Genomic DNA, 22,375 nt, shown 5'->3' with positions numbered 1-22,375 from the left:
ACCTAACGCTCGTCCCACGACTCGCCGCTGGCGAGGTCGACGTCGTGGTCGAGCTTCGACGACGGACAGAGGTCCTCAAGCACGCAGTCGCCGCAGTCCGGACTGCGCGCGGTGCAGGTCTCGCGGCCGTGGCTGATCAACAGGTGCGTGTACTGCTGCCAGTCCTTTTCGGGGACGACGGACATCAGGTCCTGCTCCATGGCCTTCGGGCGTTCCTCCTCCGTGATGGCGAGACGTCGCGAGATGCGCTGGACGTGGGTGTCGACGACGATGCCCTCTACCACGTCGTGACCGTGTTGGAGGACGACGTTCGCCGTCTTGCGCCCGACGCCTTTCAGTTCGGTCAGTTCGTCCATCGTGTCCGGGACCTCGCCGTCGTGCTCCTCCAGCATGGTCCGGGCGGAGCTGACGATGTAGTCGGCCTTGCTGTTGTGGTAGGTGATGGAGCCGATGTCCTCCGATAGCTCGTCCACGTCTGCGTTCGCGTAGTCCTCGACCGTCTCGTACTTCTCGAAGAGGTCCGCCGTCTCCTCGTTGACGCGTTCGTCCGTGCACTGCGCCGAGAGCATGACCGCGATGAGCAGTTCGAGCCGGTTCGAGAAGTTCAGCGAGATAGTGGAGTCGGGGTACGCCTCGTAGAGCCTGTCGAGCACTTCCGCTACCTGTTCCTCGCGTGGTTCGCGCGGTTCGCCCATACCCGCGTGGTTGGCAACCGCGGATTTGAGTGGTTCGGTCTCCGAACCGCGTCGACCGGACGAAGCGGCGGCGTCGACGCTGGTGGGCGAGAGACGGGAAAAACGAGAAGAGCGACGGGAGCGGTCCTGCGCCGGTCAGGCGAACAGCGCCGCCGCGGCGGCGAACGCCTCCTTGGTGGCGGGACCGAACACCGGAAGCAGCGCCACCGTCATGATGGCGGCGGCGACGATGGCCGCGTAGAGTCCGACCGGGCGGCTCTCCATCTCGAACTCGCCCGACGGGTCCTCTATCCACATCGCCTTCACGACACGGCTGTAGTAGAACAGCGACAGCGCGCTGTTGGCCGCGCCGAGGGCAGCGAGCCACCAGAAGCCGGCACCGACCGCGCCCGCGAAGAGGACGTACTTGCTCATGAAGCCCGCGAACGGCGGCAGGCCGGCGAGGCTGAACATGAACGCCGTCATGGCGACGCAGGCGACGGGCGCCTGCTTGGCCAGACCGTTGTAGTCCTCGAAGGTGCGGCCGAGTTCCCAGTGCTCGACCAGGCCGATGAACAGGAACGCGCCCGTGTTCATGAAGCCGTAGACGAGCAGGTGGACCATCGCACCGCCCATCACCCACTCGTTGTTCGCGTTCGGGCCGTACAGCGCCGCCAGCCCGATGAGTGCGTAGCCCGCGTGCCCGATGGACGAGTACGCCAGCATGCGCTTGACCTTGTCCTGGGTCGCGGCGGCGAGGTTACCGAGCGTCATCGTCACGACCGCGAGTATCTGGAACACCAGCACCCAGTCGACCGTCGCGGCGACGGCCTCGAAGGGGAACGCGGTGGTGAACACGCGGAACATGACGGCGAACCCGGCGGCCTTCGAGGCCGACGAGAGGAACGCCGAGATGGGCGCGGGTGCGCCCTCGTACGCCTCGGGCGCCCAGAAGTGGAACGGCACCGAGGCGGTCTTGAAGGCGAACCCGCCGAGCACCATCAGCACGCCGACGCCGAGCACGCCCGAGACGCCGTCCCAGCCGCTGCCAGCGAGCACCGACGCCACCTGGGACAGCCGCAGCGACCCGGTGACGCCGTAGACGAGGCTGATGCCGTAGGCGAAGATAGCCGACGACAGCGCGCCGATGAGGAAGTACTTCAGACCTGCCTCGACGCTGCCGCGGTTCTGCTTGAGGATGGCGACCAGCGCGTACGACGGCAGGCTGGCGAGTTCGAGGCTGACGAACACGACGGCGAGGCTGTTGGCGCTCGCCATCAGCGTCATGCCCGTCGCGGCCAGCATGACCAGCGCGTAGTACTCCGCCTGGTAGGAGTGGTCACGCAGGTAGTCGTAGCTCGCCACCGTCACCAGCGCGGTGACGCTGGTGAAGATGAGCACGAAGAACAGACTCATCGTGTCGACGACCAGCGCGCCGTTGTACATCGTGATGGCCTCCTCGCCCGTACTGGCGCTGAGGAACCAGCCGGTGATGCCGAGCGCGACGACCGACCCGACGGTCGCGATGCCGGACAGCAGCCCCCGGTTCGTCGAGTCGGGCCAGATGCTGTCCACGACGAACAGCAGCATGGCGGTCAGGCCGAGGACGAGCGTGGGCGCTATCGCGGACCACGTCGGCCACTGGAACGCCATCAGTGACCACCTCCCGTCGCCGCGGCCTGGGCAACGGTGGGGATGTCACGGACCGCGTCCTGGATCATCGTGTAGAATATGTTCGGGTCGACCCCGAGCAGGATGACCAGCAGGACGAGCACCACGAGGGGCGCGACGTCGTGGAACGCCGCGCGGCCGACGTCGTAGTCGGTCTCGACCTCGAACGGCCCGAACAGCGTCTGCTGCATCGCCATCAGCAGGTAGCCGGCGACGATGACGATGCCGAACATCGCTATCGCCGTGATGATGGCGAGACCGTTCGTCCCCAGCACGGTGCCGGCGAGCACGGTCGACTCGAACGCGCCGACGAAGATGAAGAACTCCGCGGCGAAACCGGCCATCAGCGGCAGACCCATGTAGCCGAACGCGCCCGCGACGAACACCGCGACGGTGATGGGCATCCGGTCGGCGAGCCCGGACATGTCCGAGACCATCCGGGTGTGGGTCGTGTTGTAGATGACGCCGACCGCCATGAACATCAGACCCGAGATGAGCCCGTGGGCGACCATCTGGAAGGTCGCACCGCCGACACCGTACATCGTGTACGCGACGAGGCCGAGGATGACGTACCCCATCGAGGACACCGAGGAGTACGCGACGATGCGCTTGAGGTCCGTCTGGGCGAGCGCCAGCATCGCGCCGTAGATGACGCTCACGACGGCGAACAGGGCGATGAGCAGCGCGTAGTCGCGCGCCACGCCCGGCAGCATCGTGAAGTTGAACCGCAACAGCGCGTACGTGCCCATCTTCAGCAGGACGCCGGCCAGCATGATGGAGACCGGCGTCGGGGCCTCGACGTGGGCGTCCGGCAGCCACGTGTGGAACGGGACGACCGGGACCTTCACCGCGAACCCGAGGAACATGGCGAAGAACGCCAGTACCTTCAGGGTGTTCGCGCCCACGCCGGCGAACCCTGTCATGCCGCCGTCGTTGAGCGCCTGGGCGATGGCCGGCATGTCCATCGACGTCACCGAGTCGCCCAGTCCGAACACGAGCGCGATGAACCCGATGAACATCACCAGTGAGGCGACGTTCGTGTACACGAAGAACTTGATCGCCGCGTACTTGCGGCGCGGGCCGCCCCAGACGCCGATGAGCAGATACATCGGCACCAGGACCATCTCCCAGAAGACGAACCAGACGAAGAAGTCGAGCGCCGCGAAGACGCCGAGCAGGCTCGTCTCCATGAACAGCATCAGGCCGTAGAACTGGCTCTGGCGCTCGTCGATGGGCGTCCACGCCGCCAGGATAGCGAGCGGGGTGAGCACCGTCGTCAGTACGAGCAGCGGCATGCTGATGCCGTCGAGGCCGACGTGCCAGTTCAGCGAGTACGGCCCGAGTGCGAGCCAGTTGGCGTTCGTCTCGAAGGCGAGGCTACCGCCCAGCAGGGCGTTGCCTTCCGCGCCGGTCGAGCCGAACCGACTGTACATCCAGATGCTCCCGGCCGTCGGGAGCAGGCTCAGCGCGAACGCAAGCTTCCCCGCGACCCGATTGGGGGCGACGAAGACGACGAACGCGCTGACCAGCGTAGTCGCGATTAGCGCTTCGATCCACATTTCAGAACCAACCTCCCGTGAAGCCGATGACGACGAGCAGGACGACGAAGCTCAACACGAGCAGGAGGGCGTAGTTCGTCACGACGCCGCTCTGGACGCGCTTGACGCGACTCCCACCGAAGAGGCTCACGCTGGAGACGCCGTTGACGACGCCGTCGATGACGCCCTGGTCGAACTTGTCGGCGGCCCGCGCGAGCGGGAGCGTGACGCCCTCGGCCAGCCAGACCTGGTACTCGTCCTGGTAGTAGTTGTTGAACAGTACGGTCTTCGCGCTGCCGAGCTTGTCCGTGTGCGGCTCGGGCGAGTCCTCGTTGTAGAGCGCCCACGCCAGTCCCGCGCCCGCCAGCGCGAGGGCGAGACTCACCGCGCCCGGCACGAGCGGCGACACGCCCTCGGCCGCCTCGTAGCCGGCGACCTCGGAGAGCAGGTCGCCGTAGTGGTGGGCGCTGGTCGCCTCCACCGGACCGTTGAGCCACGCGTGGAGGTACTCGATGTGCGCGCCGGTCAGCTCCGCGACCGGCACCATGTTGACGAACCCGGCTGTCGCCGCGAGGACGCCGAGCACGACGAGCGGTCCCTTCACGTTCCAGCGGACGCCGTGGGGGTCACGAGCGGTGTCGGTCCGGGGTTCGCCGTGGAAGGTGAGGAACACCATCCGGAACGTGTAGAACCCGGTGAAGAACACCGCGAGCAGCCCCATGGCGTACGCCGCGAGCAGGATTTCGTTCTCCATGCCGTGGACGAGCGCCTCGTACAGCACCTCGTCCTTCGACCAGAAGCCCGCGAACGGGACGATGCCCGCCAGGGCGAGCGACCCCGAGAGGAAGGTGTAGTACGTCACCTTCATGTGGTTCTTCAGGCCGCCCATGTCCCACATGTCCTCGTTGTGGTGCATGGCGATGATGACGGACCCGGCACCGAGGAACAGCAGGGCCTTGAAGAACGCGTGGGTCATCAGGTGGAAGGTCGCCGCGACGTAGCCGCCGGCTCCCAGGCCGAGCATCATGTACCCGTACTGGGAGATGGTCGAGTACGCCAGCACCTGCTTTATCTCGTCCTTGACGACGCCCATCGTCGCCGCGAACAGTGCGGTGAACCCGCCGACGAACGCGATGATGGCGAGCACCGTCGGCAGCAGGGCGTAGAACCCGTACATCCGGGCGACGAGGTAGACGCCGGCCGCGACCATCGTCGCCGCGTGGATGAGCGCGGAGACGGGGGTCGGACCCTCCATCGCGTCGGGCAGCCACGTGTGCAGCGGGAACTGCGCCGACTTGCCGATGACGCCGCCCAGCACGAGCAGTCCGAGCACGGCGAACCACGCCTGCGGGTCGAGCCCGAAGAACGTGGTCACCTCGCCCGCACCGCCCTCGCCGAGCGCCTGCTCGGCCGCGTGGACGAACGAGTGGTCGCCGACGAAGGTCGCCGTACCGAACGTTGCGAACACGCCGACGACGCCGATGAGGAAGAAGTAGTCACCGAAGCGGGTGACGAGGAACGCCTTCTTCGCCGCGCTCGGCGGCGCCGGCTGGCGGAACCAGAACCCGATGAGCAGGTACGAGCACAGCCCGACCAGCTCGAAGAACATGAACGCCATCAGCAGGTTGTCGGCGAACACGAACGCGAGCATGCTGAAGCTGAACAGGCCGAGGCCGGCGTAGTACCGCGGTAGCCCTATCTCGTCCTCGTCGTTCATGTAACCGAGACTGAAGATGTGGACGAGGAACGAGACGAGCGAGACGATGACGAGCATCATCGCCGACAGCGGGTCGACGAAGACGCCGAAGTGCAGGTCGAAGGTGCCGTTACCGACGACCCACGTAATCTGTCGGTGGTACGTCTGGCCGCCCGCGACCGTCAGGGCCGCCCACCCCGACAGCAGGAGCGACCCGCCCATAGCGATGATACCGGGCAGCGCCCCGCCCTTCGGGAGCATCTTCCTGGCGAACTCGCCGCCGAAGAGCGCGATCAGGAACGATACGAACGGCAGCAGTGCGATAACCGGAACCAGTTCGAATGCAGTTGCCGCCATCTTTACCACCTCATCGTTGTCGCCTGGGTCACGTCGACGTCCTTGAAGTTACGATACAGCACGAGGATGATACCGATACCCACTGCGACCTCGGCTGCGGCCAGCGCCAGCGTGAACAGGCTGAACGTCTGACCGGTGACGTTGCCGTGGTAGTGGGAGAACGCGACGAGGTTGATGTTCGCGGCGTTCAGCATCAGTTCGACGCTGATGAGGAACATCAGCGCGTTCTCGCGCGTGAGGATACCGAACAGTCCGATACAGAACACGGCCGCCGAAAGCAGCAGGTAGTTTTCGACCGGAACCGCCATCACTCGTCACCTCCGTCGGTCGTCGTCTCGTCCGGTTCGCCGCCGTCAGCGCGGAGCGGCGTCATGATCGCGCCGGCCTCCTCGCGACGCGCCAGCATCACGGCCGCCGCCAGCGCAGCGACGAGCACCAGGTCGATTATCTCGAACGCGACGAGGAACCCCTCGCTCTCGACGATCTGTTCGCCGCCGATGCCGAACAGGTTGAACATCGCGTAGCCGATGCTGGCGGTGATGTTCGCGCCGTTCGGGAACCCGGTCGCGTCACCGAATGACGCGCCGAGGAACACGACGGCGAGAACGACGAACAGCGCCACGGCGACGACGCCGCGGAGCATGGTCGACGTGCTCCGTAGTCGCGGACGCGAGGTCATGCGTTGGTCACCTCCTCTGTACTACTCTGTTGACGTGTGAGCATCACTGCGAACGTGATGAGTACCAGCACGCCGCCGACGTACACCAAAATCTGCATCGCCGCGACGAACTCCGCCTGTAACATCACGTAGTGGACGGCGAAGCTCAGCAGCGACACGCCGAGCAGCAGCGCGGAGTGCCACACGTCCCGCACCAGGACAGCGCCCAGACTGCTCGCTACCGTTACCAGGGCGAACAGACCAAACGCAATCATCTCGTATGCCATTTCAGTCACCTTGTTGATTCGTAGAAACGCCCTTTCAACATTTCGAGACGGGCGTGATTACTGATAGTCGACCTCGCCTTCGCCTTCGCCGATCCACGCACCGCGGTCGGGTTCTCGCGATTCGAGCGGGTCGATGTCCTTGTACCACGGTACGTTCTTCAGCTGTTCTTTATTGTACACCAGTTCGTCCCGGGTGTCGCCCGTGAACTCGAAGTTCTGGGTGAGCAGGATGGCGTCGACGGGACAGACCTCCTCGCACAGTCGACAGTAGATACACTGTCCGATGTGGAGGTTGTACTGCTCGCCGTTGCGCTGGTCGTCCTGAACGATCTGAATCGTATCGTTCGGACAGACGTTCTCGCACTGGCGACACCAGATGCAGCGCTCCTGGCTGAACTTGTGGACCCCGCGGAACCGCGGGCTTACTTCGGGTGCCACGTCCGGGTACTCGACCGTGAACGTGGACCCGTCCAGTGCGTGCTTCATCGTTGTTGCCATTGATTTCAGGACTCCGATCATTAGAGCATCACCCCTACGATGACGGCCGTGAGGACGAGATTGGCGAAGCTAAGGACGAGCATGCCCTTCCAGCCGATCTCGATGAGTTGGTCGATGCGGACGCGCGGCACGGCCGACCGCGCCCACTGCGTGAACAGGAAGAACGCCCAGATCTTGATGACGAACCAGATGAAGCCCGGCAGTATCGGGCCGTCCGGACCGCCGAGGAAGACGGTGGCGATTATCGCACCGCCGAGGAAGATGTGCAGGAACTCGCCGAGGTAGAACAGGACGAAGTAGACGCTGGAGTACTCCGTCTGGTACCCGGCGACGATTTCCGTCGGTGCTTCCGGGATGTCGAACGGGTTGCGTCCGATCTCCGCCAGGTTCGCCACCAGGAACAGCACGAACGCGAACGGGTTGACGAACGCGAACCAGGCCGGAATCGCCAGTCCGCCGATGTTGACGAGCGTCTCCTGCTGCTGGGCGACGATCTGGCTCGTCTGGAGCGTCCCCGTGAAGATGACCACCGACGCTGCGGTGATGACGAGGGGAATCTCGTACGCGATGTTCTGTGCGACCGCCCGGAGCGCCCCGAGCATCGAGTACTTGTTGTTCGACGCGTAGCCGCCCATCGTCACGCCGAGCGTCGCGATGGACGCCACCGCGAACACGTACGCGAGCCCGGTCTCGGGGTCGGCCAGTTGCACGTTGACGCCGAAAATAGAGCCCATCGGGATGACGGCGAACCCGAGCAGCGCCGACCCGGCCATCACGACCGGTGCGGCGTCGAACGCCGGGCGGTCCGCGCCGTCGGGGATGATGAGCTCCTTGCTCAGCAGGCGGACGGCGTCGGCGACGATGATGAGCAGGCCGAACGGACCGACGCGGTTGACCGCGATGCGGTCGGTGAACGACGCCGTTATCTTCCGCTTGGCCCACGGTCCGGCGACGCCCGTCATCGCCAGCATGATATTGCCGATGATGAACGCGCCGAGGAACGCCGCTATCAGCTCCTGCCACGCGGTCATCTGGCTGCCGAACAGCCACTGGCCGATGGTCTCGGGCAGCATCTTCTTGCCGCCGCCCTGCTGAAGCGGTAGCAGGACGTTCATCGGTCGACCTCCCCGAGAATCACGTCGAGGCTACCGAGCGTGGCGACGAGGTCCGGAATGTACTCGCCGTTGGACATCTCGTGGAGCGCCGAGAGGTTACAGAAGCACGGACTCCGGATCTTGAACCGCGCCGGTTTGTCGGTCCCGTCGGCGCGGATGTAGATGCCGAGTTCGCCCTTCGCACCCTCGACCGCCCGGTACACCTCGGTGTCCGCGTCCGGCTTGAGCGTACGCGGCACGTTGGCCTGTATCTCGCGTTCCTCTTCGGGCCAGTCTTCGAGCAGGTCGACGCACTGCTCGATAATCTTCGCGGACTCCTCGACCTCGCGCATGCGCACGAGCAGTCGGGAGAAGTTGTCGCAGCCGTCCTCGGTGACGACGTTCCAGTCGAGTTCGTCGTAGTAGCCGTAGGAGTCGTCCCGGCGCAGGTCGTAGTCGATGCCCGACGCCCGGGCGACGGGACCCGTCGCGCCGTACTGCTTGGCGGTCTCGGGTTCGAGGATGCCCGTGCCGACCGTCCGGGTCTGGAATATCTCGTTGCTGGTGATGAGGTCGTGGTACTCCTCGAGCGCTCCCGGCAGGTCGTCGAGGAAGTCCCGGACCTTCCCGAAGAACTCGTCGCGCGGTTCGGGAATGTCCCAGACGACCCCGCCGAGCCGGAAGTAGTTGAACATCATCCGCTGGCCGGTGAGATCTTCGAGGATGTTCTGGGCCTTCTCGCGGTCCCGCATCGCGTACATGAAGATGGCCGTGAAGTCGCCGTACACGTCGAGACAGAACGTCCCGAGCGCGAGCATGTGCGACGCGATGCGACAGATCTCCGCACCCATCGTGCGGATTATCTGGGCGTACTCCGGTACGTCGATGTCCGCGAGGTCCTCCGCGACGCGAGCGTAGGCCCACTCGTTGAGCAGGCCCGCCGACGCGTAGTCCCAGCGGTCCGGGTACGGCATGATCTGGTGCCGATAGGTCCCGTTCTGGGCCATCTGCTCCTCGCAACGGTGGAGGTAACCGATGTCCGGCTCCACGTCGGCGACTTCCTCGCCGTCGAGGGTCGTCTTGAGGTGGAGCACTCCGTGGGTCGCGGGGTGGTGCGGACCGATGTTGAGGAACATCGTGTCCGACTCCTCGTCGTGGTGGCTCCCCTGAAGCGGGTTCTGGTGCTCCTGGAGGGGGACGAGCTGGGGCCGGTCCTGGTCGTAGTTCGAACTCAGCGGATGGCCCTGCCACGTCTCGGGCAGGAGGATGCGCCGCAGGTCCGGATGACCCTCGTACTCGACGCCGACGAGGTCGTACGCCTCGCGCTCCTGCCAGTCGGCCGTGCGGTAGACGGGTTCCGCCGTCTCGCTGACCGGGTCCTCCCTCGACGTCGGGACGACGACGCTCACTTCCTGCGTGCGGTCGTCGTACTTCGTGAGGTGGTAGATGCTCTCGTAGCGGTCCTCGTAGTCCTGTGCGGTGACCATCGAGAGGTGGTCGAACCCGGCCTCGTCGCGCAGCGTGAACAGCGCGTCCTGCACCTCGTCGGGCCGGACGACGAACGCCGGCGCGTTCTTGTGGTCTTCGCGGCCGATAGCCAGGTCGCCGAGCAGGTCCGCGAGCGCCTCCTCGCTGGTCCCCTCGACCGTTCCGGAGATCTCTTCCTGCTTGCTCATGGCGAATCAGCCCAGTTGTAGCGCATGATGAGCGTCTCCTCGTCGATCTGGTCGGCGAGTTTCTCGACCATCTCGTCCTGTTCGAGGTCACCGAACTGCTCCAGTTCGTACGGCTTGACCGTCACGGGACTCGTCTCGCCGTTGGCGATGCGCTCCTGAAGCTTGACGACGCCGTACACGAGCGCCTCGGGGCGAGGCGGACAGCCCGGCACGTGGATGTCGACCGGGATGATCTCTTCCGCGCCCTTGACGACGTTGTACCCTTCCTGGAAGGGTCCGCCGCTGATGGAGCACGAGCCCATGTTGACGACGAACTTCGGCTCGGGCATCTGGTCGTAGACGCGCTTCATGCGCGGGCCGAACTTCGAGACGATGGTTCCTGGGACGATCATCACGTCGGCCTGGCGCGGCGACGCCCGCGGCACTCCCGACCCGAAGCGGTCGAGGTCGTGTTTGACCGCGTAGGTGTGCATCATCTCGATGCTACAGCAGGCGATACCGAACTGCAGCATGAACATCGACGACCCCCGGACCCAGTTCATGAACTTGTCGAACTTCGTGAGGATGAACGGCGACGATCCGAACGCCTCCCGAAGCTTCGAGTTGAACCGGTTGTCGGTTCCCCCACCCATTCGGGCCTCGCGGGTCTTCGTCTGTGCGTCTGTACTCGATTGTATGTACTCGCGTGGCTCGTTGCTCATTGTTCCACTCTCCGTTGCCGATCACGGGGGGTGCGAACCCACCGTACTGCGCCGTTGCGCCAGGCCCACACGAGCCCGACGACGAGAACGCCGACGAACACCAGCATCGGGACGAGCGCCTTCCACAGTCCGACCCCGCTGTCGAGGGCGGACTGGTAGATGACGGTCCAAGGGAAGATGAGGACCGTCTCGATGTCGAAGACGACGAACAGCAACGCCACCATGTAGTACTGGATGTTGAAGCGGATACGCGTCGTCCCCGTTGGGACCTCGCCGCTCTCGTACACGGCCGTCTTTCCTTTTTCGGGCACAGTTGGCCTGAGGAGGCTCGAAACCGCCATCATCCCGAACGGAATGAGGAGCCCCACCAGTGCCAGCGCGCCAATGGCTACCCATGGATTCATACCGGAGTCTCCTAGCAGCGGTGTTTTGTGAGCGCACCCCTATAAGCGTTGATTCTTGCGATTCATCGGTTTCAGCCCCGCTCGTGGGTAGATACGACAATCGACGCTTTCTCTCGCGTAACGCTACATTTCCGGCGAGCGACTCGACGGGACGAGCACTCGGACGGTCGGAAAAAAGACCGAGACGCCGGCGATTACTCTCGGTCCCGAAACGCCGGCGTGCCGCGTTCGTGTAACTGCCGAGAGACGTTTCCGACGCTCTCCTGGAGGTCGTCGTGGTACGCGATGAGTCGCTCCCGGAGGTCGTCGTGTTCGCGAGCGAGAATCTGGGCCGCCGACAACGCGGCGTTGAACGACTTGCCGGCGTCCACCGCGACGATGGGGGCGCCGGTCGGCATCCCCACGACGGAGGGCAGCGACTTCTCCTGGACGGGTACGCCGACGACGGGCACCGGGTAGGCGAGCGACGCGGTCATGTTCGGCAGGTCGGCCGACTTGCCGCCGGCCCCAGCGATTATCACGTCCAGTCCGCGCGCTTCCGCCGTCTCGGCGTACGCGTACATCAGTTCGGGCGTCCGGTGAGCCGAGACGACGTACGTCTCGAAGGTGAACCGCGCCTCGGGCGGGTCCTCGTAGTCCGTGACCTCCTCGAAGCCGAGTTCCGTGAGGGCGTCGTACGCGCCCGGGGACGCGTCGGTGCCGGCCATCACGTCGAGGTCCGAGTCGCTGCCCATGATCACCCCCACGTCGGGGGTCGTCTTGGGCGAGCGGTCGCGCTCCGCCTCGGCTTCGAACTGTTCGATCAGGTCCTGGACTGAGTCTGCTGTGGTCATGGGTGTACGGTCAGCGGAAGGTCAGCGCGTCGGTGCAGTCGCGGGCTTCGGCCAGCAGGTCGCTGGCGGACGGTTCGCCGACGAGGGTGACGTGGCCCATCTTCCGGAGCGGCCGCACCTCGTCTTTGCCGTACCAGTGGAAATTCGCGCCGCGCGTGGCGAGCACCTCGTCGACCCCGGCCAGTTCCGCGGGGCGGGGCTCCTCGACGTCGCCCAGCACGTTCGACATCGCCACCGGACCGCGGAGGTCGGTCGCTCCCAGGGGGTAGCCCAGCACGCCGCGGACGTGCTGTTCGAACTGCGAGGTGAGCGCCCCCTCGATGGTGAAGTGGCCGGAGTTGTGCGGCCGGGGCGCTATCTCGTTGACGAGAATCCCGTCGCTCCGGGACGCCTGCGGCGTCTCGCCCGTCTCGAACAGTTCGATACCGTACACCCCCCGCCCCGACATCGCGTCCAGCACGTCCCGGGCGACCGCCTCGGCCCGTTCGCGGGTGTCCTCGGAGGTGCGCGCCGGGACGACGGTCTCCCGGAGTATCTCTTCCTCGTGCACGTTCTCGCCGACGGGGAACGTCGCCACCTCGTCGTCGCCCTTCACGGCGATGACCGACAGTTCGCGTTCGAACGGGACGAACGCCTCGACCATCAGGTCGCCCGACACGGCGGCGAGCGCGTCGTCGACGTCCTCGGCGCTCTCGACGGGGACGTTCCCCCGGCCGTCGTAGCCGCCGCGACGGGCCTTCAGCATCATCGGGTAGCCGAGTTCCTCGCCTGCCGCGAGCAGGTCCTCCCGGTCCTCGACGGGCCGGAACTCCGGCACCGGAACGCCCCACTCTCGCAGGCGGCGCTTCTGTACCAGCTTGTCCTGTATCGTCCGGAGCGTGGCCGGGTCGGGGTGGACCGGGACGCCGCGTTCCTCGCCGACCCGTTCCAGCAGGTCGGGGTCGGCGAGCTCTATCTCGAACGTCAGCGCGTCCGAGCGCGCCGCCAGTTCGTCGAGGGCGTCGGCGTCGTCGAAGTCGCCGACTATCTGCTCGCGGACGACGGGCGCTGCCGGACAGTCCGGAGTCGGGTCCAGCACGACCAGTTCGACGCCGAGCGGGGACGCGGCCTCGGCCAGCATCCGGCCGAGCTGTCCGCCCCCGACGACGCCGAGCGTCGGCGGTTCGCCGAGCGTGCGCATCGTACCCCGCAGTTATCGTCGCCCCTGCATAAGATTTGCCAACTCTCTCGGCCGATATACACGTTCTCGCACATCCGGGGACCAAGACGGCTCACGCCGAGTCGCTTCTCGCCTCACGGAGCGCGCGCTTTTCGATGAAGACAGTCGTCTCGCTCCCCCAGAGCGTGAGTTCCTCGTCGTACGCCCGGTAGCCCTCCAGGCGGGCCGAGACGAGGTCTCTCTTCGACGAGCGCGTGATGACGACGGGCGGAAGGTCGCCCTCCAGGTCCTGCTGGTCCATCGTGCTCTCGACCTCTGCGTCGGCGAGTTCCGTGTACCAGGGCAGCGGCAGGCGGTTGTACCAGCCGCTCGCGGCCGGGATGCGGTCGTTGTCGCCCTCGTCGCGCACGTAGAAGATGTAATCGCCGTTCTCGTTGACGTGCCCGTAGTAGAGCACGTCGGTCCCCTCGTTCGTCCGGGCGACGGCCTGCATCTTCTCCAGGGTCGGCCCGATGCCGTCTGCGGGCTGGCCGAACTGGACGATGTGGTTGTCCGTCTGCTCGCCCAGCGGCGGGATCATCGTATCGTCCTGCGGGTGGACGTACACCGCGCCGACCATGGGGACCGCTATCTGCCACGCGACGACGAGGACGACGACGCCGGCCGCGAGCGTCGCGCTCGAATCGTCGTGCTCGTACGCCTCCCGTCCCCAGCGGTACAGCAGGCCCGCGCCGACCGCCGCCGGGATGGCGAGCGGCGCGACGGCGTGGACCGTCGCCCACGGGGCCTTGATGTCCGTCGCGAGGGGGTAGCCGAGGACGCCGACCGCACCCCAGTAGAAGGCGAAGGAGACGAGGTCCCGCGGGCGCTCGTCGACGTAGCGCGCGGCCACGAAGCCGACCACGGCGAACGCGACCAGCGGGAGCGCGCCCTGTTCGAGTACCGTCACGTAGTGTTCAAAGTACGGCAGGTACGGGTGGCCCTGACTGCCGAGCCACGTGTTCGTGAACTCGTTCCACGACCCGAGGGTCGCCTCCCCGACGACCGCCGGCCAGAGCGTCGGGTCCGTGACGGCGTCGACGATGCCGGTGCCCGGGCCGGGTCTGCGCGGCGCGTAGAAGTAGACGACGATGGCGAAGAACTCGACGAGCGCGACCAGGAGGTGGGGCGCCCACGACGCCAGACTACGCCCGAGGTCCGCGAGCGCGTCCGCGAGCACGCCGGTCCACTCGCGCTCCTCGTTGCGCGCAAGAAAGAGGCGGTGGTCGAGCAGGAGGACGGCTGCGCCGAGCCACGACAGCAGGTACAGCAGGACGTTCTCCTTTGTCGTGAACGCCAGCGCGAGCGACGCGGTCCCGGCGTAGAGATACCGCGGTCGCCCGGTCGCGTGCGCGCGAAGGAAGAATCCGAGGGCGAACAGCGCGAACGCGGCGAGCAGCACGTCGTTGCGCATGAACCGGGAGTAGTACAGCAGGATGGGGTTGACGGCGAACAGAAGGCCGAACGCTACCATCTCCGAATCTCGGAGGTGGTCGCGGTAGAGCCACGCTGCGAGCGGGAGCAGACCGGTGACGACCGCGACCGGGAGGCGAGCCACGAAGTCGCTCGCGCCGAACAGCTCGAAGAGGACGCGGTTCACGATGCCGAAGAAGGGACCGTGGATGCCGGCGCTGTACTCCCAGAACCCGTTCTCCTGGTAGCGCAGAATCCAGTAGCCGACGCGAGCCTCGTCCCAGTGGGCGACCCGGTCGCCCAGTTCGAACAGGCGCAACGCGAGCGCCAGGACGGTGACCGCGACCACTCCCAGCGCGGTCCCGTCGCGGCGCCGCAGACCCGCACGGAGCGATTCGGGGCGTTGGCTCGAACTCATCGGTTCTCTCAAGAAGTCAAGGGGATACAAGCTTTCCGGAGACCGACGGGAGGAGCCATCCTTGCGGAGAACGGTAGTTCTTTTACCCGCGCTGGCCTCCCGCCACACATGGTATCCCTCGGACTCGTCGTCGCGGAGTTCAACGCGCCGATAACGGAGGAGATGGAGGAGTCGGCCCGCGAAGCGGCCGAGGACCGCGGCGCGAACGTGGTCGAGACGCTGCACGTGCCCGGTGCGTACGATACGCCGCTGGCCGCCGACCGCCTCGCTCGCCGCCCGGACGTCGAGGCGGTAGCGGTCGTCGGGACCATCGTCACCGGCGACACCGACCACGACCAGGTCATCGGCCACGCCGCTGCGGCGAAACTCAGCGACGTGAGCCTCGACCGGGACACGCCGGTCGCGCTCGGTATCACGGGGCCGGGGATGTCAGCCGAAGAAGCGCGCGAACGCACCGACTACGGCGCGCGCGCCGTCGAAAGTGCAGTCGATCTCGCGGAGGAACTCTGATATGAACTTCTCACAGCGCATTCAGCGAGTCGAACCGAGCGCGACGCTCGCCATCAGCAGTCTCGCCTCGCAACTCGAAAGCGAGGGGAAAGACGTGGTGGACCTGAGCGTCGGCGAACCGGACTTCCCGACCCCCGACAACGTCGTCGAAGCCGGGAAAGAAGCGATGGACGCCGGACACACCGGCTACACGCCCTCGAAGGGCGTCCCCGAACTCCGGGCGGCCATCGCCGAGAAGCTGCGGGACGACGGTCTCGACTACGAGGCCGACAACGTCGTCGTCACGCCCGGCGCGAAACAGGCCCTCTACGAGGCGGTCCAGTCCACGGTGGACGACGGCGACGAGGTCGTCCTACTCGACCCGGCGTGGGTGTCCTACGAGGCGATGGTGAAACTCGCCGGGGGCGACCTGAACCGGGTCGACCTCGCACCCCACGATTTCCAGCTAGAACCCGCGCTCGACGACCTCGGCGAGGCAGTCTCCGACGACACCGAACTGCTCGTCGTCAACTCGCCGAACAATCCGACCGGCGCGGTGTACTCGGACGCCGCGCTCGAAGGGGTGCGCGACATCGCGGTCGACCACGACGTGACCGTCATCAGCGACGAGATCTACGAGCGCATCACGTACGGCGTCGACCCGACGAGTCTCGCCACCTTCGACGGCATGCGCGAGCGCACCATCACCGTCAACGGCTTCTCGAAGGCGTACTCGATGACGGGCTGGCGGCTCGGCTACCTCGCCGCGCCCGAGGAACTCGTCTCGCAGGCGTCGAAGCTTCACTCCCATTCGGTCTCGTCGGCGACGAACTTCGTCCAGCGCGCCGGCATCGAGGCGCTCGGGGACACCGAGGCCGCGGTCGGCGAGATGGTCGAGGCGTTCCACGAGCGCCGCGACCGGCTGGCCGCCCTCCTCGAGGAGCACGACGTGGACGTGCGGATGCCCGACGGCGCGTTCTACATGATGTTGCCCGTCGCCGACGACGACCAGCAGTGGTGCGAGGACGTCCTCGAACAGGCCCACGTCGCCACGGTCCCGGGAAGCGCCTTCGGCGCGCCGGGGTACGCCCGGATGTCCTACGCCAACAGCATCGAGCGCATCGAGGAGGCCGTCCGGCGACTGGCCGACGAAGGCTTCCTGTAGCGACCGCCCCTCGTTTTCCGCCACCGTCACCGCGCGAACGCATAGCGCGACAGCTCCGTCCGCGAGGCGTCACCCGACCGCCGACGCAGCGCCGGCGACCGCCGTCGCCGGACCGTTCGGCCGACGAGACCGCATCGGAGACCCGGAACGGCCGTCGAAGGGTGTCTTTCTTAACTGTTCGTCTCGTACGAACGACCATGACAGGCGTACGGATCGCAGGCGTCGGTCTCACGCACTTCGGGGAGCATCCCGAGCGGACGGGACGGGACCTCTTCGCGGAAGCCAGCGCGACGGCGTTCGACGACGCCGGCGTGGACCGGGACGACGTCGACTCGCTGTACTACGGGAACTTTATGGGCGAACTGTCGGAACACCAGGGCCATCAGGGGCCGCTGATGGCGGAGGCCGCCGGGATTCGCGCGCCGGCGACGCGCTACGAGAGCGCCTGCGCCTCCAGCGGCGCGGCGGTCCGGCAGGCCGTGAAGGACCTGCGCAACGGCGAGGAGGACGTGGTGCTCGTCGGCGGCGCGGAGCGGATGAACAACCTCGGCACCGCGGGAACGACGGAGGCCCTCGCCATCGCCGCCGACGACCTCTACGAGGTCCGCGCCGGGATGACGTTCCCCGGGGCGTACGCGCTGATGGCCAGGGCGTACTTCGAGCGGTACGGCGGCAGCCACGAGGACCTCGCGCACGTCGCGGTGAAGAATCACGAGCACGCGCTGCCGAACGAGTTCGCACAGTACCAGCGCGAGATAACCGTCGAGGAGGCGCTCGACGCGCCGACCGTCGCCGACCCGCTGAGCCTCTACGACGCCTGCCCCATCACGGACGGGGCGAGCGCGGCCGTCCTCGTCAGCGAGGACTACGCCGACGAACACGACGTGGACGCGCCGGTCGCGGTGACGGGCACCGGGCAGGGCGGCGACCGGATGGCGCTCCAGGGCCGAGAGTACCTGGCGCGCACCCCCGCCGCAGAGCGGGCCGCGGAGGAGGCGTACGCCGACGCCGGCGTGGACGCGACGGACCTGGACCTGGCGGAGGTCCACGACTGCTTCACCATCGCCGAGGTGCTCGCGCTCGAAGCGCTCGACTTCTACGCGCCCGGCGAGGCCGTCGGCGCGGCGCGCCGGGGCGAGACCACCCGGGACGGCGACCTGCCGGTCAACCTCTCCGGCGGCCTCAAGGCGAAGGGCCACCCCGTCGGCGCGACGGGGACCAGCCAGGTGGTCGAGATGACCCGGCTCCTCCGGGGCGACCACCCCAACAGCGACGCCGTGCCGGACGCCGACCGCGGCGTCACCCACAACGCAGGCGGCACCGTGGCGAGCACGACCGTTCACGTCCTGGAGGTGGTTTCGTGAGCGAACACCTGGAGGCCCCCGACGTGCGCGACGAGGGGTACGACGACTGGCTCGACGCCGTCGATGCGGGCGAGGGGTTCTACCTTGAGTGCGAGAACGGCCACGGGTCGCTGCCGCCGCGGCGGGTCTGTCCGCGCTGCGGCGCGACCGACCTCGAAGAGACCACGCTGCCCGACGCGGGCGAGATAGAGACGTTCACCGAGATAGCGGTCGCGCCGCCGTCGTTCGTGGAGGACACGCCGTACGTCACGGCGGTCGCGGACTTCGGTCCGGTTCGCCTGACGGGGCTGGTCCGGCGCGCGGACGGCGCGGACCTCGACGGCGAGGACGTCGCCGTCGGGATGTCCGTCTCGGCGGCGGTCGGCGAGTCGGAGACGACCGGCGAGCGAGCGCTCGTGCTCGAACCGCGGTAACGGACTACTGTTCTTCTATCGGCGTCAGTTCGTCGAACAGCACGTCGAGGAACGGGCCGGGGTGTTCGGCGTGGGGGAGCAGTCGCGCTTCGTCGAAGACGACGAGGCGGGTGTCCCCGCGGTCGGCCAGTTCCTGCCCCTCCTCGAGCGGCGTCACCTTCGCGTCGCGACCCCAGACGAGCGTCACCGGGACGTCGACCGCCGCGAGTTCCTCCCCGAGGTCCACGTCGGGGTCGAGATACCCCGAGACGAACGACGCGGGCGCGAACCGCGCGCCCGCCTGGTGGGCGGTCTGCCACTGGTAGGCGACGTCGCGTTCGGTGTACGACGCCTGGCGGAAGTAGCCGTCGCGCTCGTTGAACCGCCGGATGGAGCGCTTGCTCGCCAGCGCGTTGAAGAGTGCGGTGCCGACCAGCGGCGACCGCAGCAGCGCGCGCAGCCACCCCCGGCGCTCGCCTGTGTCCGCCGTCGGGCAGATGAGTTCGAGCCGCGAGAAGACGTCCCGCTGGCGCTGGGCGATCGTCGCGTACGCGCCCGACAGCGAGGAGGCGACGCAGATGGCGTCGTCGGTGTGTTCGGCCGCGAACTCGGACACGAAGTCGACGTACATCGCCGCGGTGTAGTTCACCGGCGGACGCGAGGAGCGCCCGAACCCGGGCAGGTCCGGCACGACGACGTGGTAGGTCTGTGCGAGCTGTCGGAACACCTGGTCGAACTCCTTGGTCGAGGCGGCGGCGTGGACGCCGTGCAGCAGGAGGACGTCCTGGTCCTCGGGGTCGCCGGCCTCCGTGTACGCGACGTCGAATCCTCGCCAGCGGTACGTCCCCTGATACCCCTCCAGCGCCGGTTCGAGCGGATCTGCGCGCCAGGAGAGCGTCCGGTTCGCGAGTGCAGCAGCGCCGGCCCCACCGGCCGCGGCGGTCACGAGTTTGCGAAGCCTCATACGTGAACAAGATACGCCACCGGATTTAGCCGTTGTGCCACATCTCGTACCGTCGGGGGCGAGGCGAGAACGTGACGTCGGCTACGACCGCTTCTCGTCGACGCACTCTCTCAGGGGAGCGAGCACGTCGTCGGCGACGGCGTAGGGGTCGGTCTCGCGGGCCACCACGGCCTCGACGAGTTCCGCCACGCCGCCGTGGTCCTCGATTTCGCCCTCGACGAGGTCGCTCAGGTCCTCCCGCAGCAGGGTGCGAATCTCCTCGGCGTACCGGGTCCGGGCCTTCGCTTCGAGCATCCCCGTCGCTTCGAGGTGGTCGCGGTGTGCTTCGAGCACGTCGAGGAACGCGTCGACGCCCTCCCCGTCCTTGGCGACCGTCTCGACGACACGGGGCTTCCAGTCGTACTCCTCGACGCCGGCGACGTCGCCCGGAAATTCCAGGTTCGCGCCGTAGTCGTCGCGCATCTCTATCATCTCGGTGAGTTCCTGGACGGTGCGGTCGGCCCCCTTGAGGTCGGCCTTGTTGACGGCGAACACGTCGCCGATCTCCAGGATGCCCGCCTTCAGCATCTGGACGTTGTCGCCGCTCTCGGGCGGCACGAGGACGGCGACCGTGTCGGCGGTCCTGACCACGTCTATCTCGTTCTGGCCCGCCCCGACCGTCTCGATGATGACCTTGTCCTTGCCGAAGGCGTCGAGCGCCTTCACGGCGTCCGTGGTCGCGGTCGAGAGGCCGCCGAGGCTGCCGCGGGCGCTCATCGACCGGAAGAACACCTCCATGTCGCCGACGTTGCTCGCCATCCGGATGCGGTCGCCCAGCACCGCACCGCCCGTGAACGGGGAGGAGGGGTCGACCGCGATGACGCCAACGGTGAGGCCCTGCTCGCGGTAGCGAGTGGCCATCTTGTCGACGAGCGTGGACTTGCCGGCGCCGGGACTGCCCGTGATACCGATGACGTCCGCGTCGCCGGTGTGGGCGTGCAGTGCGGAGACGAGGTCGCGGTAGCCAGGGTCGCGGTTCTCGATCTTCGTGATGACGCGGGCGAGCGCCCGGTGTTTACCGGCGAGGAGTTCGTCGACGAGGTCCGTCTGCTCCGCGCTCATCGCTCGGGTGCGTTCTCGCGGACGAACTCGATGGTCTCCTCCATCGGCGTGCCGGGACCGAACACCTCGGCGACGCCCATCTCCTTCAGTTCCTCCTTGTCGTCGTCGGGGATGACGCCGCCGACGAGGAGGAGGGTGTCCTCGAACGCGTCGTACTCTTTCAGGCCGTCGATGACCTTCGGTACGAGCGTGTTGTGCGCGCCAGAGAGAATGGAGATGCCGAGGACGTTGACGTCCTCCTGGACCGCGGCCTGCACTATCTCGTCGGGCGCGTTGTGGAGTCCGGAGTAGATGACCTCGAAGCCCGCGTCCCGGAACGCCCGCGCGATGACGTGGGCTCCCCGGTCGTGGCCGTCGAGTCCGACCTTGGCGACGAGGCATCGAATCGACTGCTGCTGTTCCTGGTCTGCGCTCATACCACCTACTTCCGCCCGTTCGGCTTTCACTTTAACGGAAGTACATTTGAAATCCCATTTGTCATAACCCAATTCCGGTTGTTGAACTTGTCGGGAACGCCCCGCTCAGATGCCCTTGCCCATCAGGTGGCTGCGGAGCACGTCGTCGTCCTTGTTGCCCGCGCCGGTGTTCAGGAGGACGACGGTGTCGTCCTCGTCGAACTCCCCTCGCCGGGAGAGTTCCCACGCGCCGCTGGCGGCCGCCGCGCAGGTCGCGCCCATCTCGACGCCCTCGTTCTGCGCGACCGCGACCGCCGAGTCGAGGATGTCCTCGTCGCTGGTCGCGACCGCGCCGCCGTCGCTCTCGCGGAGCGCGTCCAGGATAAGCGGACTCGCGCCGGGGTCGGGAATCTCGATGCCGCCGCAGATGGTGTCGGGCGTCTCCCACGTCTCGTGGACGTCGCGGCCCTCCTCGAACGCCTCGACGATGGGCGCACAGCCTTCCGCCTGGGCGGCGTACATGGACGGCAGTTCGTCGGTCAGTCCGAGGTCGCGGAACTCCTTCGCGGCCTTGTGCATCCCGACGAGGCCGACCCCGCCGCCGGTCGGGTAGACCACCGCGTCCGGGACCTCCCAGCCCTCCTGTTCGACGAGTTCGTACAGCATCGTCTTCTTGCCCTCGTGGCGGTACGGCGTCACGAACGTCTTCACCGAGTACCAGTCGTCGTTGTCCGCCATCGCGTCCTGGTAGGCCGCCCCGGCGTCGCCGATGCGTCCCTCGACGACGCGCATGTCGCCGCCGTGGACGTTCACCATCGCCTTGTTCGTGAACCCGGCGCGCGAGGGGAGGAAGACGTGCGAGTCCAGCCCTGCCCGCGCGGCGTACGCGGCCGCGGCCTGCCCCGCGTTGCCCGCCGAGTTGAGCGCCACGTCGGTCGCGCCGTGCTGGACCGCCGCCGTCACCGCCGCGGTCTGGCCGCGGTCCTTGAACGTCCCCGTCGGGTTGCGCCCCTCGTCCTTGACGAGCACGCGCCCGACGCCCATCTCCTCGGCGAGGGACGGACAGTCGACGAGCGCGGTCGCGCCCTCGTCCATCGACACCGCCGCATCGCGGGGGAACGGGAGCAGTTCCTCGTAGCGCCACATCGAGTCGAAGCGGCGCGATTCGAGCGCCGACCGGGAGAGGTCGATGGCGTCGTAGTCGTAGTCCGGGTCGAGGATACCGTCGCAGTCGGGACAGCGGTGGGTCGCCGTCTCCGCGTCGAACGTCTCGCCGCAGTCCACGCAGGTGAGGCCGATGAACGCGTCCGTCGTCTCCATGCGCGCACCTTCTGTCGGCGGGGACTAATCATTGTCCATCGGTTCCTGCGCTCCCGTCGAACGCCGTCG

The 22,375-nt window shown here is 67.1% G+C and carries 23 protein-coding genes; 4 read left to right on the top strand and 19 right to left on the bottom strand.

The genetic code is table 11. The features are described from left to right. Window positions 1-2: 2 nt before the first annotated feature. The 15 genes from nth to ACRYA2_RS11260 form a co-directional block, all read right to left on the bottom strand. Complete coding sequence (nth, locus tag ACRYA2_RS11330; RefSeq protein WP_433627888.1) at window positions 3-695, bottom strand: endonuclease III; 693 nt, start codon at window positions 693-695, stop codon at window positions 3-5. A gap of 135 nt (window positions 696-830) precedes the next feature. Further along, the gene (locus ACRYA2_RS11325; RefSeq protein WP_433627885.1) at window positions 831-2,327 is read right to left on the bottom strand and encodes an NADH-quinone oxidoreductase subunit N; all 1,497 of its coding nucleotides are present in this window, start codon (window positions 2,325-2,327) and stop codon (window positions 831-833) included. Next, entirely contained in the window at window positions 2,327-3,904 is a 1,578-nt protein-coding gene (locus ACRYA2_RS11320; RefSeq protein ID WP_433627883.1) for a complex I subunit 4 family protein, read from the bottom strand. The genes ACRYA2_RS11325 and ACRYA2_RS11320 overlap by 1 nt, the downstream gene beginning before the upstream one ends. A 1-nt stretch (window position 3,905) precedes the next feature. Then, entirely contained in the window at window positions 3,906-5,936 is a 2,031-nt protein-coding gene (gene nuoL, locus ACRYA2_RS11315) for an NADH-quinone oxidoreductase subunit L (RefSeq protein ID WP_433627880.1), read from the bottom strand. Between the two features lie 2 nt (window positions 5,937-5,938). Further along, window positions 5,939-6,244, bottom strand: a complete 306-nt coding sequence (nuoK, locus tag ACRYA2_RS11310; protein ID WP_113277554.1) for an NADH-quinone oxidoreductase subunit NuoK — start codon at window positions 6,242-6,244, stop codon at window positions 5,939-5,941. Then, window positions 6,244-6,615, bottom strand: coding sequence for a proton-conducting membrane transporter (locus ACRYA2_RS11305; protein ID WP_433627877.1), 372 nt, complete (start codon window positions 6,613-6,615; stop codon window positions 6,244-6,246). Before ACRYA2_RS11305 ends, nuoK begins: the two co-directional genes overlap by 1 nt. Next, the gene (locus ACRYA2_RS11300) at window positions 6,612-6,881 is read right to left on the bottom strand and encodes an NADH-quinone oxidoreductase subunit J (RefSeq protein ID WP_113277556.1); all 270 of its coding nucleotides are present in this window, start codon (window positions 6,879-6,881) and stop codon (window positions 6,612-6,614) included. The genes ACRYA2_RS11305 and ACRYA2_RS11300 overlap by 4 nt, the downstream gene beginning before the upstream one ends. Before the next feature lie 57 nt (window positions 6,882-6,938). Then, window positions 6,939-7,400, bottom strand: a complete 462-nt coding sequence (locus ACRYA2_RS11295) for a NuoI/complex I 23 kDa subunit family protein (RefSeq protein ID WP_113277557.1) — start codon at window positions 7,398-7,400, stop codon at window positions 6,939-6,941. Further along, window positions 7,400-8,452: a complex I subunit 1/NuoH family protein gene (locus tag ACRYA2_RS11290; RefSeq protein ID WP_433628505.1), complete on the bottom strand. Its 1,053-nt coding sequence runs from the start codon at window positions 8,450-8,452 to the stop codon at window positions 7,400-7,402. Before ACRYA2_RS11290 ends, ACRYA2_RS11295 begins: the two co-directional genes overlap by 1 nt. A gap of 38 nt (window positions 8,453-8,490) precedes the next feature. Further along, window positions 8,491-10,149: an NADH-quinone oxidoreductase subunit D gene (locus ACRYA2_RS11285; RefSeq protein ID WP_433627874.1), complete on the bottom strand. Its 1,659-nt coding sequence runs from the start codon at window positions 10,147-10,149 to the stop codon at window positions 8,491-8,493. Continuing rightward, complete coding sequence (locus ACRYA2_RS11280; RefSeq protein ID WP_433627871.1) at window positions 10,146-10,850, bottom strand: NADH-quinone oxidoreductase subunit B; 705 nt, start codon at window positions 10,848-10,850, stop codon at window positions 10,146-10,148. The genes ACRYA2_RS11285 and ACRYA2_RS11280 overlap by 4 nt, the downstream gene beginning before the upstream one ends. Continuing rightward, a complete protein-coding gene (locus tag ACRYA2_RS11275; RefSeq protein WP_433627869.1) occupies window positions 10,847-11,254 on the bottom strand; it encodes an NADH-quinone oxidoreductase subunit A in 408 nt (135 codons plus the stop codon). Before ACRYA2_RS11275 ends, ACRYA2_RS11280 begins: the two co-directional genes overlap by 4 nt. 194 nt (window positions 11,255-11,448) lie before the next feature. Further along, a complete protein-coding gene (gene purE, locus ACRYA2_RS11270; protein WP_433627866.1) occupies window positions 11,449-12,087 on the bottom strand; it encodes a 5-(carboxyamino)imidazole ribonucleotide mutase in 639 nt (212 codons plus the stop codon). Window positions 12,088-12,097: 10 nt separating this feature from the next. Next, entirely contained in the window at window positions 12,098-13,267 is a 1,170-nt protein-coding gene (locus tag ACRYA2_RS11265; RefSeq protein ID WP_433627864.1) for a 5-(carboxyamino)imidazole ribonucleotide synthase, read from the bottom strand. Window positions 13,268-13,358: 91 nt separating this feature from the next. Further along, complete coding sequence (locus ACRYA2_RS11260) at window positions 13,359-15,116, bottom strand: flippase activity-associated protein Agl23 (RefSeq protein ID WP_433627861.1); 1,758 nt, start codon at window positions 15,114-15,116, stop codon at window positions 13,359-13,361. 108 nt (window positions 15,117-15,224) lie between these two features. On the opposite strand from ACRYA2_RS11260, the gene ribH reads away from it, so the two are divergent. The 4 genes from ribH (at window position 15,225) to ACRYA2_RS11240 (ending at window position 18,547) form a co-directional block, all read left to right on the top strand. Continuing rightward, window positions 15,225-15,626 (top strand): 6,7-dimethyl-8-ribityllumazine synthase, encoded by a 402-nt coding sequence (gene ribH / locus ACRYA2_RS11255; RefSeq protein WP_113277565.1) that lies wholly within the window; start codon window positions 15,225-15,227, stop codon window positions 15,624-15,626. A gap of 1 nt (window position 15,627) precedes the next feature. Further along, window positions 15,628-16,770: a pyridoxal phosphate-dependent aminotransferase gene (locus ACRYA2_RS11250; protein WP_433627858.1), complete on the top strand. Its 1,143-nt coding sequence runs from the start codon at window positions 15,628-15,630 to the stop codon at window positions 16,768-16,770. 197 nt (window positions 16,771-16,967) lie between these two features. Then, window positions 16,968-18,134: a thiolase domain-containing protein gene (locus ACRYA2_RS11245; RefSeq protein ID WP_433627855.1), complete on the top strand. Its 1,167-nt coding sequence runs from the start codon at window positions 16,968-16,970 to the stop codon at window positions 18,132-18,134. After that, a complete protein-coding gene (locus ACRYA2_RS11240) occupies window positions 18,131-18,547 on the top strand; it encodes a Zn-ribbon domain-containing OB-fold protein (RefSeq protein WP_433627851.1) in 417 nt (138 codons plus the stop codon). Before ACRYA2_RS11245 ends, ACRYA2_RS11240 begins: the two co-directional genes overlap by 4 nt. Window positions 18,548-18,551: 4 nt before the next feature. On the opposite strand, the gene ACRYA2_RS11235 is transcribed toward ACRYA2_RS11240, so the two are convergent. The 4 genes from ACRYA2_RS11235 to ACRYA2_RS11220 all read right to left on the bottom strand — a co-directional run bounded on the left by ACRYA2_RS11235 (window position 18,552) and on the right by ACRYA2_RS11220 (window position 22,306). After that, entirely contained in the window at window positions 18,552-19,490 is a 939-nt protein-coding gene (locus tag ACRYA2_RS11235; RefSeq protein ID WP_433627848.1) for an alpha/beta fold hydrolase, read from the bottom strand. A gap of 81 nt (window positions 19,491-19,571) precedes the next feature. Continuing rightward, on the bottom strand, window positions 19,572-20,591 hold the full coding sequence (gene meaB, locus ACRYA2_RS11230) for a methylmalonyl Co-A mutase-associated GTPase MeaB (RefSeq protein ID WP_433627845.1): 1,020 nt from the start codon (window positions 20,589-20,591) through the stop codon (window positions 19,572-19,574). Beyond that, window positions 20,588-21,007, bottom strand: a complete 420-nt coding sequence (locus ACRYA2_RS11225; RefSeq protein ID WP_113277571.1) for a cobalamin B12-binding domain-containing protein — start codon at window positions 21,005-21,007, stop codon at window positions 20,588-20,590. The genes meaB and ACRYA2_RS11225 overlap by 4 nt, the downstream gene beginning before the upstream one ends. Before the next feature lie 105 nt (window positions 21,008-21,112). Next, window positions 21,113-22,306: a threonine synthase gene (locus ACRYA2_RS11220; protein ID WP_433627842.1), complete on the bottom strand. Its 1,194-nt coding sequence runs from the start codon at window positions 22,304-22,306 to the stop codon at window positions 21,113-21,115. Between the last annotated feature and the right edge of the window lie 69 nt (window positions 22,307-22,375).

The organism is Halomicrococcus pelagicus (genome assembly GCF_050954125.1).
Note: the sequence above shows the minus strand (reverse complement) of the source record. Positions and strands in the feature narration are given on the sequence as shown.

Bases quoted from the DNA above. Each gene is read 5' to 3' on its own strand.
- nth (WP_433627888.1), bottom strand. From the start codon at position 695: ATGGGCGAACCGCGCGAACCACGCGAGGAACAGGTAGCGGAAGTGCTC.
- ACRYA2_RS11325 (WP_433627885.1), bottom strand. From the start codon at position 2,327: ATGGCGTTCCAGTGGCCGACGTGGTCCGCGATAGCGCCCACGCTCGTC.
- ACRYA2_RS11320 (WP_433627883.1), bottom strand. From the start codon at position 3,904: ATGTGGATCGAAGCGCTAATCGCGACTACGCTGGTCAGCGCGTTCGTC.
- nuoL (WP_433627880.1), bottom strand. From the start codon at position 5,936: ATGGCGGCAACTGCATTCGAACTGGTTCCGGTTATCGCACTGCTGCCG.
- nuoK (WP_113277554.1), bottom strand. From the start codon at position 6,244: ATGGCGGTTCCGGTCGAAAACTACCTGCTGCTTTCGGCGGCCGTGTTC.
- ACRYA2_RS11305 (WP_433627877.1), bottom strand. From the start codon at position 6,615: ATGACCTCGCGTCCGCGACTACGGAGCACGTCGACCATGCTCCGCGGC.
- ACRYA2_RS11300 (WP_113277556.1), bottom strand. From the start codon at position 6,881: ATGGCATACGAGATGATTGCGTTTGGTCTGTTCGCCCTGGTAACGGTA.
- ACRYA2_RS11295 (WP_113277557.1), bottom strand. From the start codon at position 7,400: ATGATCGGAGTCCTGAAATCAATGGCAACAACGATGAAGCACGCACTG.
- ACRYA2_RS11290 (WP_433628505.1), bottom strand. From the start codon at position 8,452: ATGCTGCCCGAGACCATCGGCCAGTGGCTGTTCGGCAGCCAGATGACC.
- ACRYA2_RS11285 (WP_433627874.1), bottom strand. From the start codon at position 10,149: ATGAGCAAGCAGGAAGAGATCTCCGGAACGGTCGAGGGGACCAGCGAG.
- ACRYA2_RS11280 (WP_433627871.1), bottom strand. From the start codon at position 10,850: ATGAGCAACGAGCCACGCGAGTACATACAATCGAGTACAGACGCACAG.
- ACRYA2_RS11275 (WP_433627869.1), bottom strand. From the start codon at position 11,254: ATGAATCCATGGGTAGCCATTGGCGCGCTGGCACTGGTGGGGCTCCTC.
- purE (WP_433627866.1), bottom strand. From the start codon at position 12,087: ATGACCACAGCAGACTCAGTCCAGGACCTGATCGAACAGTTCGAAGCC.
- ACRYA2_RS11265 (WP_433627864.1), bottom strand. From the start codon at position 13,267: ATGCGCACGCTCGGCGAACCGCCGACGCTCGGCGTCGTCGGGGGCGGA.
- ACRYA2_RS11260 (WP_433627861.1), bottom strand. From the start codon at position 15,116: ATGAGTTCGAGCCAACGCCCCGAATCGCTCCGTGCGGGTCTGCGGCGC.
- ribH (WP_113277565.1), top strand. From the start codon at position 15,225: ATGGTATCCCTCGGACTCGTCGTCGCGGAGTTCAACGCGCCGATAACG.
- ACRYA2_RS11250 (WP_433627858.1), top strand. From the start codon at position 15,628: ATGAACTTCTCACAGCGCATTCAGCGAGTCGAACCGAGCGCGACGCTC.
- ACRYA2_RS11245 (WP_433627855.1), top strand. From the start codon at position 16,968: ATGACAGGCGTACGGATCGCAGGCGTCGGTCTCACGCACTTCGGGGAG.
- ACRYA2_RS11235 (WP_433627848.1), bottom strand. From the start codon at position 19,490: ATGAGGCTTCGCAAACTCGTGACCGCCGCGGCCGGTGGGGCCGGCGCT.
- meaB (WP_433627845.1), bottom strand. From the start codon at position 20,591: ATGAGCGCGGAGCAGACGGACCTCGTCGACGAACTCCTCGCCGGTAAA.
- ACRYA2_RS11225 (WP_113277571.1), bottom strand. From the start codon at position 21,007: ATGAGCGCAGACCAGGAACAGCAGCAGTCGATTCGATGCCTCGTCGCC.
- ACRYA2_RS11220 (WP_433627842.1), bottom strand. From the start codon at position 22,306: ATGGAGACGACGGACGCGTTCATCGGCCTCACCTGCGTGGACTGCGGC.